16 protein-coding genes are annotated in these 16,575 nt (G+C 40.5%); 9 read left to right on the forward strand and 7 right to left on the reverse strand.

Annotation, left to right across the window (positions count from 1 at the left end):
• Positions 1 to 254: 254 nt before the first annotated feature.
• Positions 255 to 401 (reverse strand): hypothetical protein, encoded by a 147-nt coding sequence (locus tag OGM63_RS20535; protein ID WP_263747511.1) that lies wholly within the window; start codon positions 399 to 401, stop codon positions 255 to 257.
• 109 nt (positions 402 to 510) lie between these two features.
• Between OGM63_RS20535 and OGM63_RS20540 the strand changes: the two genes are divergently transcribed.
• On the forward strand, positions 511 to 1,095 hold the full coding sequence (locus OGM63_RS20540; protein WP_263747512.1) for a YdeI/OmpD-associated family protein: 585 nt from the start codon (positions 511 to 513) through the stop codon (positions 1,093 to 1,095).
• On the opposite strand, the gene OGM63_RS29935 is transcribed toward OGM63_RS20540, so the two are convergent.
• Complete coding sequence (locus tag OGM63_RS29935) at positions 1,028 to 1,240, reverse strand: transposase (RefSeq protein WP_375340511.1); 213 nt, start codon at positions 1,238 to 1,240, stop codon at positions 1,028 to 1,030. The genes OGM63_RS20540 and OGM63_RS29935 overlap by 68 nt on opposite strands.
• A gap of 262 nt (positions 1,241 to 1,502) precedes the next feature.
• Between OGM63_RS29935 and OGM63_RS20550 the strand changes: the two genes are divergently transcribed.
• Entirely contained in the window at positions 1,503 to 1,841 is a 339-nt protein-coding gene (locus tag OGM63_RS20550) for a hypothetical protein (protein WP_263747513.1), read from the forward strand.
• Between the two features lie 93 nt (positions 1,842 to 1,934).
• Here OGM63_RS20550 and OGM63_RS20555 read toward each other — a convergent pair whose 3' ends face one another.
• Both OGM63_RS20555 and OGM63_RS20560 read right to left on the reverse strand, forming a co-directional pair.
• Entirely contained in the window at positions 1,935 to 2,696 is a 762-nt protein-coding gene (locus OGM63_RS20555; RefSeq protein ID WP_263747514.1) for a PEP-CTERM sorting domain-containing protein, read from the reverse strand.
• Positions 2,697 to 3,273: 577 nt separating this feature from the next.
• Positions 3,274 to 4,644, reverse strand: coding sequence for a glycosyltransferase family 4 protein (locus OGM63_RS20560; RefSeq protein ID WP_263747515.1), 1,371 nt, complete (start codon positions 4,642 to 4,644; stop codon positions 3,274 to 3,276).
• Positions 4,645 to 5,565: 921 nt separating this feature from the next.
• Between OGM63_RS20560 and OGM63_RS20565 the strand changes: the two genes are divergently transcribed.
• Positions 5,566 to 5,955, forward strand: coding sequence for a hypothetical protein (locus OGM63_RS20565; RefSeq protein ID WP_263747516.1), 390 nt, complete (start codon positions 5,566 to 5,568; stop codon positions 5,953 to 5,955).
• Positions 5,956 to 6,033: 78 nt separating this feature from the next.
• Here OGM63_RS20565 and OGM63_RS20570 read toward each other — a convergent pair whose 3' ends face one another.
• From OGM63_RS20570 to OGM63_RS20580, 3 genes are all read right to left on the reverse strand, one after another.
• Complete coding sequence (locus OGM63_RS20570) at positions 6,034 to 6,564, reverse strand: RNA recognition motif domain-containing protein (protein WP_263747517.1); 531 nt, start codon at positions 6,562 to 6,564, stop codon at positions 6,034 to 6,036.
• A 753-nt stretch (positions 6,565 to 7,317) separates the two neighbouring features.
• Positions 7,318 to 9,555: a M48 family metalloprotease gene (locus tag OGM63_RS20575; RefSeq protein WP_263747518.1), complete on the reverse strand. Its 2,238-nt coding sequence runs from the start codon at positions 9,553 to 9,555 to the stop codon at positions 7,318 to 7,320.
• Positions 9,556 to 9,633: 78 nt separating this feature from the next.
• Positions 9,634 to 11,259: a peptide chain release factor 3 gene (locus OGM63_RS20580; RefSeq protein WP_263747519.1), complete on the reverse strand. Its 1,626-nt coding sequence runs from the start codon at positions 11,257 to 11,259 to the stop codon at positions 9,634 to 9,636.
• 137 nt (positions 11,260 to 11,396) lie between these two features.
• Between OGM63_RS20580 and OGM63_RS20585 the strand changes: the two genes are divergently transcribed.
• The 6 genes from OGM63_RS20585 to OGM63_RS20610 all read left to right on the forward strand — a co-directional run bounded on the left by OGM63_RS20585 (position 11,397) and on the right by OGM63_RS20610 (position 16,561).
• Positions 11,397 to 11,738 carry a DUF4870 domain-containing protein gene (locus tag OGM63_RS20585; protein ID WP_263747520.1) on the forward strand — a complete coding sequence of 114 codons (342 nt, stop codon included), beginning with the start codon at positions 11,397 to 11,399 and terminating at the stop codon, positions 11,736 to 11,738.
• A gap of 482 nt (positions 11,739 to 12,220) precedes the next feature.
• On the forward strand, positions 12,221 to 12,505 hold the full coding sequence (locus tag OGM63_RS20590; protein WP_263747521.1) for a hypothetical protein: 285 nt from the start codon (positions 12,221 to 12,223) through the stop codon (positions 12,503 to 12,505).
• A 126-nt stretch (positions 12,506 to 12,631) separates the two neighbouring features.
• Entirely contained in the window at positions 12,632 to 13,633 is a 1,002-nt protein-coding gene (locus tag OGM63_RS20595) for a hypothetical protein (RefSeq protein ID WP_263747522.1), read from the forward strand.
• Between the two features lie 219 nt (positions 13,634 to 13,852).
• Positions 13,853 to 14,836 (forward strand): porphobilinogen synthase, encoded by a 984-nt coding sequence (gene hemB, locus OGM63_RS20600; protein WP_263747523.1) that lies wholly within the window; start codon positions 13,853 to 13,855, stop codon positions 14,834 to 14,836.
• Between the two features lie 275 nt (positions 14,837 to 15,111).
• Positions 15,112 to 15,411 (forward strand): helix-turn-helix domain-containing protein, encoded by a 300-nt coding sequence (locus OGM63_RS20605; RefSeq protein ID WP_263747524.1) that lies wholly within the window; start codon positions 15,112 to 15,114, stop codon positions 15,409 to 15,411.
• Positions 15,412 to 15,604: 193 nt separating this feature from the next.
• Complete coding sequence (locus OGM63_RS20610; RefSeq protein WP_263747525.1) at positions 15,605 to 16,561, forward strand: DMT family transporter; 957 nt, start codon at positions 15,605 to 15,607, stop codon at positions 16,559 to 16,561.
• The last annotated feature ends 14 nt before the right edge of the window (positions 16,562 to 16,575 follow it).

A 16,575-nucleotide genomic window follows, 5' to 3' on the forward strand; every position in this document is an offset into this window, starting at 1 on the left:
TTGAAACCCACGCAGGTGGGTTTTGCCTGTGTAGACGCGGTTTCTAACCGCTTAGGACTAAGGAAAAATTGAATGTTTGAAACCCACGCAGGTGGGTTTTGCCTGTGTAGACGCGGTTTCTAACCGCTTAGGACTAAGGAAAAATTGAATGTTTGAAACCCACGCAGGTGGGTTTTGCCTGTGTAGACGCGGTTTCTAACCGCCAATTTAATTCTGCCGTGAATCTTTAACGTTAAGGCGATGTCTACGACGGGCTACGCCGGGAGCATCTGTGATAAACTGCAACGCCGAATAGTGCATAACACATCAATCAATGCGATCGCAATTGCGACTGTTCGCAGCCGAAACAGCGATCGCAATTTCCCAAAAGTCCATATAAGATTGCTTCCTTCTCCTGTCAAAGACGCTACGCGAACGTCGCAATGATAATGCGTAAGTCCTAAACTCAATAGCGTATATTAAAGTTATCTATTGGGCTTTCAACGTTATAATCCCCTACAACCTTGGGTAATGCCAAAATTTGATGACCAACTGGAATCTATTTATGCCACTGATCGCAAAGAATGGCGGGAGTGGTTAGAAAAGTTTCATCTCACCTCTTTTGGTATATGGTTGATTTACTACAAGGTGAAAAGCGGTAAAACAAGCGTTAAATACAGCGAAGCAGTCAGAGAAGCTTTATGCTTTGGTTGGATTGACAGTAAAGTCAAATCATTGGATGAAGACCGTTATCAGCAAATCTTCACACCTCGCAAACCCAAAAGTGTATGGTCAAAATTAAATAAGCAATATATTCAAGAGCTAATCGAACAAGGCTTGATGACTCAGGTAGGTCTAGAAAAAATTGAAGCTGCCAAACAAGATGGCTCATGGACCTCCTTGGATGCGATCGAAGCATTGACCATTCCGATAGATTTGAAGCAAGCCTTAGAAGCAAACTCTTCAGCCAACCATAATTTTGAGGGGTTTAGTAATTCATTGAAGAAGAACATTCTATTTTGGATTGACAGTGCAAAACGTCCAGAGACTAGGTTGAAGAGAATTGAGCAAACCATAATTTCAGCAGCACAGAACGGAAATCCATTGATCCGATGAGGGAGTTACACGTTGTTAGACGTGAGTTCGACGGAGTTAGAAAACAGATTAGTTCACCTTGGTCGTTGATAATCTGGTGTAATTTAAAACCAAAATACCAGTCGATAGAATTCTTACCCCACGGGAGCATATTCTTTAAATACATTAGACATCTCCAGAAATTAATTATACGTTCCCCCAAACCCTTGTAGAGACGTTCCGCGCCCTACGTCTCTACGTATGACTCTGGAGATGTCTATTGATAACTTCTAATTAGCACGATTACCCAAAAAGGGTTGCAATACTTCTCGGTTGACAAGTAGCCGTCAGCTCTATACATAACCCTAGGAGCGATCGCATAATAAGATTGCACATCCGGTCGTGTACACAGCAGCACTCACTTAGTCACACTGTAAGGATTACAGATAATGGAAGTTCTAAAAAGAGCCATCAAACCAGAAAGCTATATATCGTTTCTCCACATCTACCCAACTACTTGGGGGACTGCTGGTGATATCTGTTTAATCCGTGAATCTGTAGCTAATAATTCAACAGGATCGAAGTTCGTAGGTCACAAACTTAAATTAGCACTTCCAAAAGGGCTGGAGCGCGACAGTATTGCAAACTCTCCGATAATGAAAGTTGCAGGTAATGTAGGTGACGGACATCCTAAAGATCACCCGTTTGAATGGGAAGCTTATGACGGTGTAGATAGAGAAATAGCGATCGCAGCTCTGAAACCTTGGGGTTTTAAGTTAATTGAGTAAGAAGTTGAGTTTTAACCAAGAGTGCTATAAAAAAAACGCAGAAATCTATCTTATGGTAGATTTCTGCGTTAAATTCTTGACAAGTTGCTTTTTTTATACAGTTTGTTTTTGACGCTTAGTTTTCAAAGCTAAAGCGATCGCTCCTAAAGTTAAACCCAAAGTCGCACTTGGTTCGGGAACGCTAGTACTATCAGTGGTTGTAACTGCTTTAATTTGATAAGCAAGTCTGGATTGCGTGGGTGCTGTACCAGTCCAGACAAAAGTTGAGAATCCAGTCAGCGTAAAAGAATCTGATACACCACGGATTCGCAGGTAATCATATGCGTTTTCGGTAGCATTTGCTGTCTTTTGGGCAAAGGAAGAACCTGCGATCGCTACATTATTTAGCTTTAGATTATCAACTTTCGTGCTGCTGTTGGCAACTACTGCTGCGGTGCGAATAAACAGGTCTGTGAAGGGATTACTAGCTGTATAAGTTATCGTTTGTTTCCCAACATTATAAGTTACCTTCTTTGAAATCTTGTCATAAATTAAGCTAAAAGCTTGTGCTACTCCATTTCCCCATGTAAACTCTCGTGACTGAGGAACGTTAAACGATCCGTCAGTGTTTACCGTATGGATGTCGAGTTCATAAGTAGTTTTACCACCAATTCGACCCTCAGCTACAAAGGCATCATCACCAAAGATTGCATTAAATTTCTCATCTGCACTATATTTATTATCTGTTTTACTATCAGCATATCCTGAGTCTGAGGTTAAGTGGCTGAGGGTAAAAGCGCTAGCAGTAGAAGGCAACATTAATAGCCCTACAACTGTAGCTGATAGCATTAACAAGGGCTTTTTTATATTTGTCATTTCTAGTTTCAATTTCTGATGATTTTGCAAAATGCACGCATTAATTTTCATGCCGAAGTTAGTCTCTTTGTCTGTTATTACAAATTAAACCCCAGGCATCAATATTCGCTATCAAAAGTATTTGATTTTACGAAAATTTCAATCGTAGATAAACTCTTTTTATTTGAGTGAAAAAATACTGATAGCTGATTTATTTTTTATACTTATTTCGTAGTGAGAGATGAAGCCCTCATAACTTCAGTTTTAACGACTGAAGCCGTATAACTTCAATTTTAACGGCTGAAGCCGTTACTACGTTATATATAAATAAAGCAGGTAAGTAATTTCCACTAATTAAACGAATCGTGGAACTTACTTACCTGCTTTGAACTATTTAGAATAGATGATTGGGTAATGGTGACTGAGGACTCAATACGGTTGGTGTTAACGTATGTAGAGACTAGCAAGTGCAACGTCTCTACAAGGGTTTTGGGTTCACAAATATTCTTAACCGAACCGTATTGACTGAGGACTAGGAAGGAAAAATTATTGCTTAGTTCCGAGTTCCCCACTCACCATTATCTGTTACCCAAGAGAATTATTTAGCAACCAAAACTGATTTTTTTGCTGTTGACTGCACTAATTCGGCTGTTGACTGCACTAGTTCTTTAACTGGTAGTTTTGCTGTTGACTGCACTAATTCGGCTGTTGACTGCACTAGTTCTTTTGCTGTTGGCTGCAACAATTCGGTGTAAAGTTCACTTAGCTGAGTTGCCACACCATCCCAACTAAACTTGCTTTCAACGCGCTTTCTACCACCTTTACCTAATTTTTCTGCCCATTCTGGATTTCCTAAAATTCGGTCAATTGCAGCCGCAAAAGCGGGGACATCTTGTGGTGGTGCTAATAAACCAGTTTCTTCAGGAACAACTGTATATTGCAATCCACCGACATCACTCGCTACTACTGGTGTACTACAAGCCATCGCTTCAATCGCTACCAATCCAAATGGTTCGTAGTGACTGGCAACTACAGAAACATCAGCAGCGGCATAATAAGTTGGCAGTATTTCTTGGGTGAGGCGACCTGGGAAAGTAGTAATATCGCTTATTCCCAATTCTTTGACAATGCTTTCAATGCGATCGCGTTCGATGCCATCGCTTTGACCGGGACGACTACCACCACCGATAATTAGTTGCAAGTTTTCATTTTTGCCCAACTTAGACTCAGCTACTGCACGCACTAAGGTTTCTATACCTTTGCGGGGGTCAAAACGTCCCACATACAATACGAGTTTAGCGTCGCTTGCTATTCCCAATTCGGCTCTAGCTGCAACTCTATCAATGCAACCAAATTGACGAATATCTGTACCGCAAGGAATAATATCGATATTACCTTCGAGAGAAACCAATTCCCGCATGTGTTCTTTTTCTTGCGGACTCGTCGCTACAATCCTTTCTGCTGTCTCCAATACTTCTTTTTCTACTGTTAACCGCTGATTAGCAATCAAAGGAATATCTTCTATCGTGTTGTATTTGACTGCTCCCAAAGAGTGGTAGGTATGAACTTGTTTGCTTCCTTGAATTTTTTTCAACTCCATTCCTACCCAGCTAGACAGCCAGTAGTTTGTGTGAATCAAAGAATATGTAAACCCATTTTCTGTTTGGAACTTGAGAAAATTATCTATAAACTCTGGCAAATATTCAAACAGATCATCACGCGGTACAAACTCAAGGGAACCTGCTTGTAAACGAATTGTCCGACAATTTTCGCTATGTTGCACAATCGTTTCTTGCTTCGCACTTACTTTGCGGGTAAACATATCAACTTGCCATCCAAGCTGACCTAGTGCCTCACCCACATTCCGCACGTAAACATTCTGTCCTCCAGCTTCTTCTTTTCCGATTTCAATCGCGGGGTCTCCGTGGACTGAAATTAGAGCGATGCGTCGTTGAGTTGTAGAGTTCATGATTTGTGTGTTGTGTTGCTGATTTGAGAAAGGTTATAGGTAATTCCAAGCTTGCGCCCAGCTCTTAGTTCGCAGGAAGTCAATAAACTTTAATTATTCTTATCTTAATTTAATATGTCACATATCTTTTCACATCTGCTACTAGAAATATTCTTTTTGGTTACGTATTTATATTTAATTTATTTATACGTAAATTGTTATATTCTTATCTAAGAATATTCATGAAATAATCTTAATCGCTTCAGAAATATTACGCAAATCGACTGAAATTTAAACTGCTAATTCATACGTTTTTAGACATCTTTTATTAATAAAATGATGCCTAATACTTAAATGTGTAAATACTTCCAAAACAGCAACTTTCACTTAGTTATATCCTGAAGAAAGTGTTAGTTAAGGGCTAATTTATATTTCTATAATGCAAACAATGCCCCTACTACAATTTTTACAGACAAGCAAGTGATTAAAGTTAAAGTTTGAAAATATACTATATTGCTACCTGCTACAAGTTTGTTCCCTATGATACATTCTAAAAAAGAATAATCTATTCTACCTAAGGTAGTAATAGTTGATATCACCGAAGATGAATCAATGTTGAGAATTCACCTACGGCAACCATTAAAAAATCTATCTTTAGATAATAGAATGTATTTACATATACAAAAATATGTAACTGTTATAAAGGTATGCTGCCAGAAACAGCGTAACCACATTAGACAAGAGTGCATTCATCAACTTTTGCTCATTGGGGTAAAGGGGAAGAGTTTTTCTTACTTGTTTCCCCTTGATGACTATGGTGGGGACTCCAGTTATCCCTTTTTCCTTTGGGAGTGCAAGAAGTCTATTGAAAACACTCATCAATTTTGAGTGTTTTCAACCGATCGCCTAATTTATGGCAACATGAAGCGGTAAAATATGCCTATGCAATTAGAATTTATTCCTGTTGAAGAGTTTTACTTTGCCCTTACTCTGGCAGTTCGGACTCTGGATGATTTGGAAAAACCTGGTTTATTAGCACAAGTGCGATCGCATCTGATGACAGAATACGGTCAACCCTCGACCGTCGCATCTGGCAAACAGAATACTTTTAATTATGTATTTCGCGTCTTAGGGGTAGATAACAGTCCTTCACCTCAGCTTATTGTCTCAATTTCCGACTACCAAGACAAGCTACGTCTCGGTAGCGATTATGGCTGGATGTTAGATCCTGAACGCAAACCAATTCGCACAGATAATTTTAGCCACAGAGAGCAGTTTGCCCAACAGTTGCGATCGCATTTACAACAATCGCTGCAACTACCCCTTAAGTAAGTTAAACAATCATCGATAATTAAAAATTAAAAATCAATTTAAATTGATTTTTAATTTTTAATTTATCTGCGACATGAATTAATTTGTCGCTTGTGCAGCTAGCATTTCTTTGAGCTTTTCTAGTTCAGATGCCCAACGGGGGTCTGGACGAACCGCGTCAGAGTCGTTGGTGTTGCTAGTGCTATTGCTAGAAGAAGAACCACCACCACCACCGCGACGAGGCTTTTTAGAGCTTTTATCGCGACGACTGCTTTTTTCACCAGTGTTAGGAACAGGGTTTCCAGCGTTACTAGTAATAACTGGTTTAGGAACTGCTTGTTGTTGTTGCTGCTGCTGGTCTTCATTTTCCTCACCTTTAGTGCGAGGTAATGCCTTCTCTAGCTTAATGGCAGTGTCTTTGAACATCCGACCATTATATTTTTCAATAATTTGGTCTGCGTGTTCGTCGTCGTTAACTGTCAGAAAACCGAAGCCACGGCATTTGCCTGTTTTCCGGTCTTTGATTAGTTTGGTGGTGACAGCCTCACCTTCTTCCGCAAAAACTGCTTGCAGTTCTTGACGGTCTATTTCTTCTTTCGGCAAATTACCTATGTATAGGCGAACGGACATGAACTATACCTCCATTAAATGAATTATGATTGGGCAAGAAAACAATCCCTTGGTTTTGGCTTTTATATAGACGCTTTTGATCAAAACTGCCATAAACCAATTTTTTTACTCTAAACTGTCAACCTATACAATACAGTTTTTCGTCAGGATCAAATTGTTTAATAGTCAAGCGCGACAACGCTCTTTTACACCTTAATTCTAAGATTTGTAAATTTAACGGCACACTGCCTGCCACAAAAACTTTTTCTATACCCTTGTTGGGGATAACCAAACGCCATTCTTTACATTACCACGGTATTTTCTACGTAGCCAGTTCCACGCTGACATTTCCGAGAGTATCATGATTTCATCGTAGCATAAAATACATATTTTCTCGCTTTTGTTTGTGTTTGAGAAATAAAAGCCCAAACATTGTCTGGTTGATTTGCTGCTGTCTTGTAAGCATTGAAGCAGATAGATTGGTTCAAGTAGACAAAATTAAACCTTAAGCTCGGAAGCTCGGTTATCTCAGTTGCGATTTTTGTAAATAAATTTAACATTGACGAAAATAATCTGCAACTTTTGTTTACATTCTGCAAATGGTGGGAATTTTGTTGAGGGGGAAAGGGAAAGGGGGAAAGGGGAAGAAAAATATAGTGTATTTAAATAACTCTTCTTACAAAGGTCAACGGGACGGTACAGTCCACCGCTCAAGGTTGGCACTTTAGTTCCATACATGAGTCCCTTTACCCTTTACCCTCCTCCTAATAACAACTACCCCTTTAGAAGGATGTACCCACCCCAAGTTAGTGTCGCAACTGCCAAAAGCATAGACCAAAGAAGATGAAGACTATTAATAGTTTGACCGTTTTGAGTTTGTAAGCTTTGGATGTCGATCCAAGGAGTCGCACCTCGACGAAACCAACCTGTGACAGTAATTTGCCGACCAATCCAGTCTTGGGGATTGACTAACTGTACTAGCCCAGAAATATGATGTAATTTCACTAAACCAGTGTTAGTTTGTAAAATTAAGTCTTGTTCTAGGGAATTGCTAGTGCCGCGACGACCTAATAACTTACCAACAAGACGGACTCTGATACTATCGATAGGAAGGGCTGATGGATTGGCTAACAAATTGGGCAGGCGATCGCCAGTGTGGATGGTGGTGCTAGCATCAGTCCAGAAACTTTGCAGTATCGAAGGTTTCATATCTGCATCGGGAAAAAAATAAAGAATCCGCATGATAGTACCGATGCTAATGCCAATAAGTACGCAACCTGTAACGAATGACCAATCGTCGTATATCCACTTCAAATTAAACAACTTGAATGCGAATGCTATTTGCCACACTAGGCATAAAAGACCAGCGAACATCAAACCGAAAGGAATTCCTAAAAAAGGTGCGATTTGTAAAACAAAAGAATGACTCTTGATTTTCAACGGTTGTTGATTGGTGAGATATAATTCTAGGTCTAGATGCCAATGGCGAGCTATTTCACAAAGGCGTTGGATGCGATCGCCTATTATCGGGTGACTATTATTGATTGTAAACCATCGACGATAAGGATTGAGACTATCCCACATTAAAAATGATTCAAAAGAAATTTGACCAGCAATACTACCTAAACAAAGACTCTGTTGGTAGCTGACTGGTGCGAAGATGTTTAGACTTTCCAACTGCCAAGAAGTGTGTTCTTGCTTTTCGATATCTGTTGCAACCCCAATAGAAATTTTTAGTAAAGCCCGAATTAAAGCATTTGGATTACCGGTGATTTCGGCAGCTAGGCGATCGCTATAATAAAGCCGCAACTTAGATAACCATAAAGCCGTGCCAGTCAGCAAACACCAAACTCCATAAGCCAGACTAGATATTACGACTCCCGGCAGTTGCAAAATTTTATTTGATATATTATCTGTCCACTGGGAAACTTGTTCATATACTCGATAAATCGGCAACGTCACCAGCAGCACCAAAGACATGACTATACAATCCCCGTGGGCAATATGCGCCAATTGAGAAGCATAAATAGTGGCAATTTCATCATCTGCTAGTTGCTCTAATAACCCAAGACTTACTACAATTCGAGCAGTGCGGGGTAAATGACCGTAACTCAGGGCAATTGGTGCAGTGATTGGTAATATACTTAATTTGGGCGATGGCCACCGTCGCTGTTGGCAGTAACGTTGCAGCAGCCTTACCGCTTCGCGACTGTGAGCATTTAAGGTTTCTTTGGGTAACTCTTGCCGACCATAAAAGTTTGTCAGCAGCCAATCTAACAACCAAGGCGATGCTAAAATCAGAATTCCCAATGCCCAAAGCAGAAATTGAGTTGGATCTCGATAAAAAAGCTGCAATGGCTGCAAGCGAATATTATATAAAATGTGATTGCTCCAATTCATCAGCAGCTTGAGAATTGCCCGCATCACCCAAAATAGAGCGATAAATGTTCCTGCTGTCAGCAACCGTAAAGGTAGTAAATTTGACTTATGCCTGGGTTGCCATACCTTTGCGCGTCCAGCGTGGCGCCAATACATTTGTGTATTTTTGTTTTGGACTCGATTTTGGGGTGGTAAAAAGTTATCTGATTCGTTGCTGGAATTATTAATTTTGACTACTACTTGTGTTACCGACGAATTTAATGGATTGACTGCGGGAGGTTCTGGGCGATAATTATCCTCGGAATTTTTAATCGGGACAAATCCAGTTTCCGATTTTTTTGATTTTATATCAGATTTTTTCGGTTTTGTCAATTCTTTGAGGGCGCGGTCTGCCCACTGCTTAACTTGAGGATTGTTAATCTCTGTAAGAGTTTGACACAGGGCGATCGCTCTAGAATTATCGCCGCTGCGTGCATAAGCCATCACCAACCCTACTTTCGCTTGCAATACAGCAACCAAACGAGCATCAGTATTGCTAGCAATCGGTTCTAGTTGAGCGATCGCATTTTTATAATCCCCAAGTTTGAGGGCAGCCAAACCAGCCTCCAAAGGTGATTCGGCATGGGTCGGCATAAAAATTCCTGAACTCCAATTTCTGTGAACTTATACCTCATAAATCATCCGTGCCGGATGAGTGCCACAACCAATGAATTATCCCTCCATTGGTTGATTGGAAAACACCGGAGCTACTGCGCTCAATTTCAATTCTGGATGGTCTTGTTCTAATTGCTGACAATTCCATTCATTGCGGAATAGCAATACTGGGCGATCCATGCTGTCTTTGACCGTAGTGGTGTTGAATAAACGTCCCACCTTATTCAAAGGTTCCCAACCACCCTCAACCCAACGAGCGACGCTGTAGGGCAATAATTCCAGCTGGGTTTCCACACCATATTCATTTTGCAAGCGAAACTGTACCACCTCGAATTGCAACTGACCTACTGCCGCCAAAATTGGATCGCGTTTGGCTTCATCAGTTGAGTACATAATTTGTACAGCACCTTCTTCGCGCAATTCGGAAATACCTTTTTGAAATTGCTTGAATTTAGAGGGGTTGGGATTTCTGAGAATCGCGAATAATTCCGGCGAGAAATAGGGGATACCTTCATACTCCAACTTCTGCCCAACGTAAATTGTATCACCGATGGCAAAAACACCAGGATTATTTAAACCAATCACATCGCCTGCATAAGCTACGTCAATGGATTCTCGTTCTTGAGCAAATAATTTTTGGGGACGAGATAAACGGATAATTTTACCAGTGCGAGCGTGATTCACCGTCATATCTTTTTCAAATTTGCCCGTACAGACGCGGATAAATGCCACGCGATCGCGATGTTTCGGGTCCATGTTAGCCTGAAGTTTGAAAACAAATCCCGAAAACTCCGGATAGGTGGGGGGAACTTCGCCGACGCTGCTATTATGGACACCTGGTTGGAGGGCGTAATCAAGGAAGTATTTGAGGAATAATTCTACCCCAAAGTTGGTCATGGCGCTACCGAAAAATACAGGCGTCATTTTTCCTTGATGCACCAAATCTAAATCAAGTTCAGGTCCTACTCCTTCAAGAAGTTCTAAATCGTTTTTTAGTTGAAAGTAAAGTTCTTGTTCTAGAAGTTCTTCTATTTTCGCATCGCCCAAGTCAACTATTGTATTCCGCGCTTCCTTACTACCGTGAGCGCTGCGTTCAAATAGGTGAATTTGCTGTTTGTGTCGGTCGAATACACCTTTAAAGCGATCGCCCATCCCAATAGGCCAGTTTACCGCATAAGTTTGCAAGCCTAATTCTTGCTCAATTTCATCCAACAATTCTAAAGGTTCTCTGCCTGGGCGATCCAGTTTGTTGATAAATGTAAAAATGGGAATACCCCGCATTTTACACACTTCAAACAACTTTCGGGTTTGCGCTTCCAATCCCTTAGCCGTGTCAATCAACATCACCGCGTTATCAGCTGCGGCTAAAGTGCGATAAGTATCTTCACTGAAATCTTGGTGTCCGGGAGTATCTAGCAAATTAATTTGGCAATGCTGATATTCAAACTGCAACACCGTAGAAGTAATCGAAATACCTCTTTGTTGTTCCATTGCCATCCAGTCAGAAGTGGCTTTCCGCTGCGCTCTGCGTGCTTTGACCGCTCCAGCTTCGTGAATCGCACCTCCGTATAAAAGTAGCTTTTCTGTCAGCGTAGTTTTCCCAGCGTCAGGGTGAGAAATAATCGCAAAATTGCGACGTTGTTTAACAGCTTGGACGAGTTCAGATTGAAGTTCAGTAGACATAATTGATATGCGATTACCTTGTAACTTAACTTAACTTAATTTTTTCCAACTTTAGCGAGTCTTTTAATCTTAAGACAACGAAGCTCGTGATAGGGTCGATAGGGTAACTTAAAACTTGATTTAATCGGAGATACCGAATGTACGACACGGACAAGCGAAAGCTTCTATCAGCACTGTGTCATGGAGCCATCTTTTTTAGTACGGCATTTGTATCTGTTGGTGTACCTATTGCCATGCTATTCGTCAGTGATGACCCCGTTGTGAGGGAAAATGCCAAAGAAGCCATTAATTTCCACTTTAATGTCTGGCTTTATGGTGCAATTATTACAGTGTTGATTATTGTCACCTTTGGTTTACTACTTCCATTGGCATGGTTAGGGTATCTTCTACATTGGGCACTAACGATTTGGGCACTTACCAATGTTTTAAGCGATCCAGATAAACCGTTTCGTTATCCATTCATTTTCCGGCTCTTGTAGCACAAATTGGCTAGTAATAAATGCCTAAACATTTACTACTAGCCAATTATCGTTAATTAATTTGATGATTTTTTTATTATCCATCATCAAGATGGGAAATAAGCTATACAATATAAAATTGCCCCACAACCTCATAAGTCGTAGGGCAGAGGACAGTTAAGCACTTCTTGTAGTTTGTCTGACATGCGCCAAATTTTTCCCTAAGTTTGTGACGCTTTGTTTTGTGTCCATTAATGTTTGCGGAAACGCAACTTACGCAAAAACTCTTCATCATCTTTTATCTTCTCCTTCAAAGACGCTGCGGGAACATGTACGAATGCGTAAGAGTGTAGTTCGTTTTTCCATGACTTTGCCTAAGTACAGTTTTGCGTAAAAGCGTAGCGCTTTTAAATAGACATCAACCGAATTTAATGATGCCTTACCTGAAACCCTTGTAGAGACGTAGCACTGCTACGTCTCATTCATTTTCACGCCTATGTCCAATGTATCGAGTAACAATGGCATTGTATCGGGTAACAATGGCATTGTATCGAGTAACAATGGCATTGTATCGAGTAACAATGGCATTGTATCGAGTAACAATGGCATTGTATCGAGTAACAATGGCATTGTATCGAGTAACAATGGCATTGTATCGGGTAACAATGGCATTGTATCGAGTAACAATGGCATTGTATCGGTTAACAATGGCATTGTATCGGGTAACAATGGCATTGCAGGGTATTGCGAAATTTAATTTGCTACGAATTAATGAAATGCTGTACTAAGTCCGAGGAAAGTGTCTTTTATAACTTTTATTGAAGCAAGCAGTCAATTTTTAGGAAAATTACTTTAACCTGTTGAAGCCATAACCATCAAAAATTCTTTGTGTCGTAATTTGAAGAGGTTTGACCATGGCTACTGATCATATTTTATTTATCCACGGTGTAAATACTCGTGAGCAGCGAGAACAACCCACTTACCCTAATCAATTAATTGGACATATCAAGAAGTTAATTGACGACCCCAACAACCTTAAAACAATACCTTTGTATTGGGGTGATGTGAACATTGAATCAGAACAATACCTAATGTCCAAGGTCGCACGTCCTGGCAGTCGTTGGCATGAACTCTGGTTTCAGAATACACGCCAAAACACAATTCTTCACTTTATGGGTGATGCGGCTTTGTATATTAGCCGCAGTGTCGGATCTAAGATTGTGGAAAAGCTGAAGGAACAGGTACGAAAAGGATTAGAAAACGCGAGTCAAAGCGATCGCTTACATCTAGTTAGCCACAGTTGGGGAACATTCATCCTTTTTGATATACTATTCGCTGCCCGTTGGAAGGACAGTAATATCCTCGGTCATGACAGTGCAATGGCAATTCGCGGCTGTTTCCGTGGGTTAGAACCAAACCCAGACGAAGGTATTCGCATTGCCAGCATTCACACAATGGCATCACCGATCGCCATTTTCAGTTTACTGGATATAGTCAAAGGCGAAGATCAAGCCAAAGGTTTCTCAGAACTAACAGAAAAACAAGCAGAACAACGCGCTAGCCACGATATTACACCAAACTTAAAACAACTAGTAGCCAATTCTAGGGATAAACCAGATAGCAACAAACTACCTTGGCTGAACTACCTTCATCCAGCAGATCCTATCGCTTGGCCCCTCGATCCTTTAATCTACAGTTTAGTCGATGGATTAAAGCGAAACATTGAAGTTCAAGACATCATCATCAAGTTAAGTTTTGTCGAATCTTTAATGCAACCTTTCAGTCAGACAGCCTTGGTGATGTTATTGTATGGCGGTCAGGCTCACGAAAGCTATCTCCATAGCGTGCAAGTAGCACAAAAAATTGTTCTGACAATTCAACAGACTAGAAACTTGGGACTGGGGAGTAGGGACTAGGGAGTTAAGAGTTAAGAGTTAAAAGTTAGGAGTCAAAAGTCAAAATTTACCTCTGTCCTCCTTGTCTCCCTTGTCCCCTTGTCCCCAAAGCTGTTAACCTTTGATAATATTTTGACAATTTGGTTCATAGAGGGGTTTACCATACTTCATGGGGTGAGGCGATCGCACGCACTAGCGCAGCATTGCCCCATAAAGTATGGTAAATCTTGAAAAAACACTATGTTTCCTCAACATCGCCCTCGCCGTTTGCGTAACCATTCTCAATTGCGTAGAATGGTACGTGAAACTGTCTTAAATACAAGTGATTTAATTTACCCTCTGTTTGCTGTACCAGGTGAGGGAATCGCGAATGAAGTCAAATCAATGCCGGGAGTTTATCAACTTTCGGTAGACAAAATTGTTGAAGAAGCCAAAGAAGTTTATGACTTAGGAATCCCCGCGATTATTTTATTTGGCATTCCCGCAGATAAAGATGTAGATGCCACCGGTGCATGGCATGATTGCGGTATTGTCCAAAAAGCTGCAACTGCTGTCAAAGAAGCAGTACCAGATTTGATTGTCATCGCTGATACTTGTTTGTGTGAGTATACCAGTCACGGTCACTGCGGTTATCTGCAAGTTGGTGATTTGACAGGAAGGGTTTTGAACGATCCGACTTTGGAATTACTCAAGAAAACAGCAGTATCGCAAGTTAAAGCTGGTGTGGACATCATCGCACCTTCCGGAATGATGGATGGATTTGTCCAAACAATTCGTGCCGGTTTAGATGAAGCTGGATTCCAAGATACGCCGATTATGTCGTATGCTGCTAAGTACGCTTCGGCTTATTATGGTCCTTTTCGGGATGCCGCAGACTCGACACCGCAATTTGGCGATCGCAGAACTTACCAAATGGACCCAGGTAACGCTACTGAAGCAATTAAAGAAATTGAACTTGATATCGCGGAAGGTGCTGATATGCTCATGGTTAAGCCAGCTTTGGCATACATGGACATTATCTGGCGCGTCAAACAAGCTTGTAATTTACCCGTTGCCGCTTACAATGTTTCCGGTGAGTATGCGATGATTAAAGCCGCTGCCCTCAACGGCTGGATTGACGAACAGCGCGTAGTTATGGAAACTTTAACCGGATTTAAACGCGCCGGCGCTGACTTAATTTTGACCTACCACGCCAAAGATGCGGCGCGGTGGTTAGAAAAATAATGAATGGGTAATGGGGAATGGGTAATGAGAAAAAATGCGTTACCAACTACCCATTACCAACTACCAATGCCCAATTTTATATAACTTGGGGGGATAATTTCATGTTATAGTTAAAAGCTTCCTACGAGATACTACAGAAGTGGAGCATTGCTTACTTTGTCAGACTGGTAGGCGAAATAATATAGTTAATAAATTCTTTTTAATTGGCATTTCCACGTCAATTGATTTAATAAACCCATTTGAGAACTTTTTAAAGGAGACATAAGAATATGGATATGCAAGTCCTGAGAGAGCGTGCAGGACTAAGCCGTGCTGAAGTTGCCTTCAGACTTGCAATCAGTGAAACCAGTGTTCGCAACTGGGAAGCTGGGCGTACAGAACCAACAATGACACCCAAAAAATTTTTAGACGCTTTACGCCTTTTTAAATGTACACCTGAAGAGTTTGCACAAGCAAGCGAAAAGTCAATTAATCAACGACACAAGCGCAAACCCGGAAGACCAAAACGCTTTCCGGATAACAATCAGGCACTTGAGTTACCTGACTCATCAGTTCATCTGCTAAACAAAATTTAATATTTTTTCGTAGTAAGCGTTTCAACGCTTAATTCTTACGCACTGAACTACTTACTACTAAAAAAGGAAAATCTGTGTGTGTCACATCAAAGTCAGATATAATGCTTTTTTAGCTGAGACATTAAGCGTATTTTTGTCTAAATACAGTCTCAGTTTTTTTGTGCTTTTTTAAATCGTCGAAATCGCCTTAATTATGCTTAACCGAATCAAGTCATTGCAGCTAAATAATGAAGTAGACTTTTTGTCAATTCTTACATTACTAGCTTCAGTGTTGATCCTATCAGTCGCGGCAATTTTGACTAAACTTAGTGAGTTTGATATTGGTCCTAGTGCTACAGTCTTTAATCGTTACTTGATTGCAGTTATAACACTGTCCCTATGGCAAACAATAGAAATAGCTACCAAAGCAAGTCCCGATCAAGTTGCGGATGATTGGAGAATAAAATATCAACTGAGTGATATTTTTGTGATCTGCATAGAATCTATCATGAGTTTGGGATGCATATTGCTTTGGGCATTTTCTTTCACTAAAACAAGTGTTGCTAATTCTAATCTTTTACATAATATGACACCTATATTTGCAATACTAGGAGGATGGCTAATTTTAGGGCAGCACTTTAATCGACGTTTTCTAATCGGTATGGCAATTGCATTGGCAGCATCTTCATCCATTCAGTTTCAAGATTGGCGTATCAACTATGACTACTTTTTTGGCGATAGTTTAGCTTTTATGTCCTCTATTTTGTATGCAGGAGCATTTTTAGCACGAGAAAAGCTACGTAGCAAATTTTCAGCAGGCACGATTTTACTTTGGAGCTGTACATTTAGATTAATCTTATCTTTGCCAATAGTTCTTTTGACTGAAGATAAACTATTCCCATCAACTTACTCAGGATGGTTGGCAGTTATTTCCTTGGGAGTGTTAGTTCAAGTTATAGGACATGGGTTATTAACTTACAGCCTCAAAAAGTTCTCATCCGGGTTTGTAAGCACCTGTCTCTTGCTCGATCCTATTTTTACAGCTATATTCGCCTGGATCATCTTTTCTGAACAGCTAAGTGTGCTTAATTGTGCCGCTTTTCTTGTCGTCTTAATCGGTATGTACTTAGCAATAACAGGCAAAGGTGCAGAAAAAGATGCAGTGGAATAAAAGCAAGTCTGGCT

It is taken from the genome of Plectonema radiosum NIES-515, from assembly GCF_025753815.1.
In the GTDB taxonomy this organism is placed as follows: domain Bacteria; phylum Cyanobacteriota; class Cyanobacteriia; order Cyanobacteriales; family Nostocaceae; genus Hassallia; species Hassallia radiosum_A.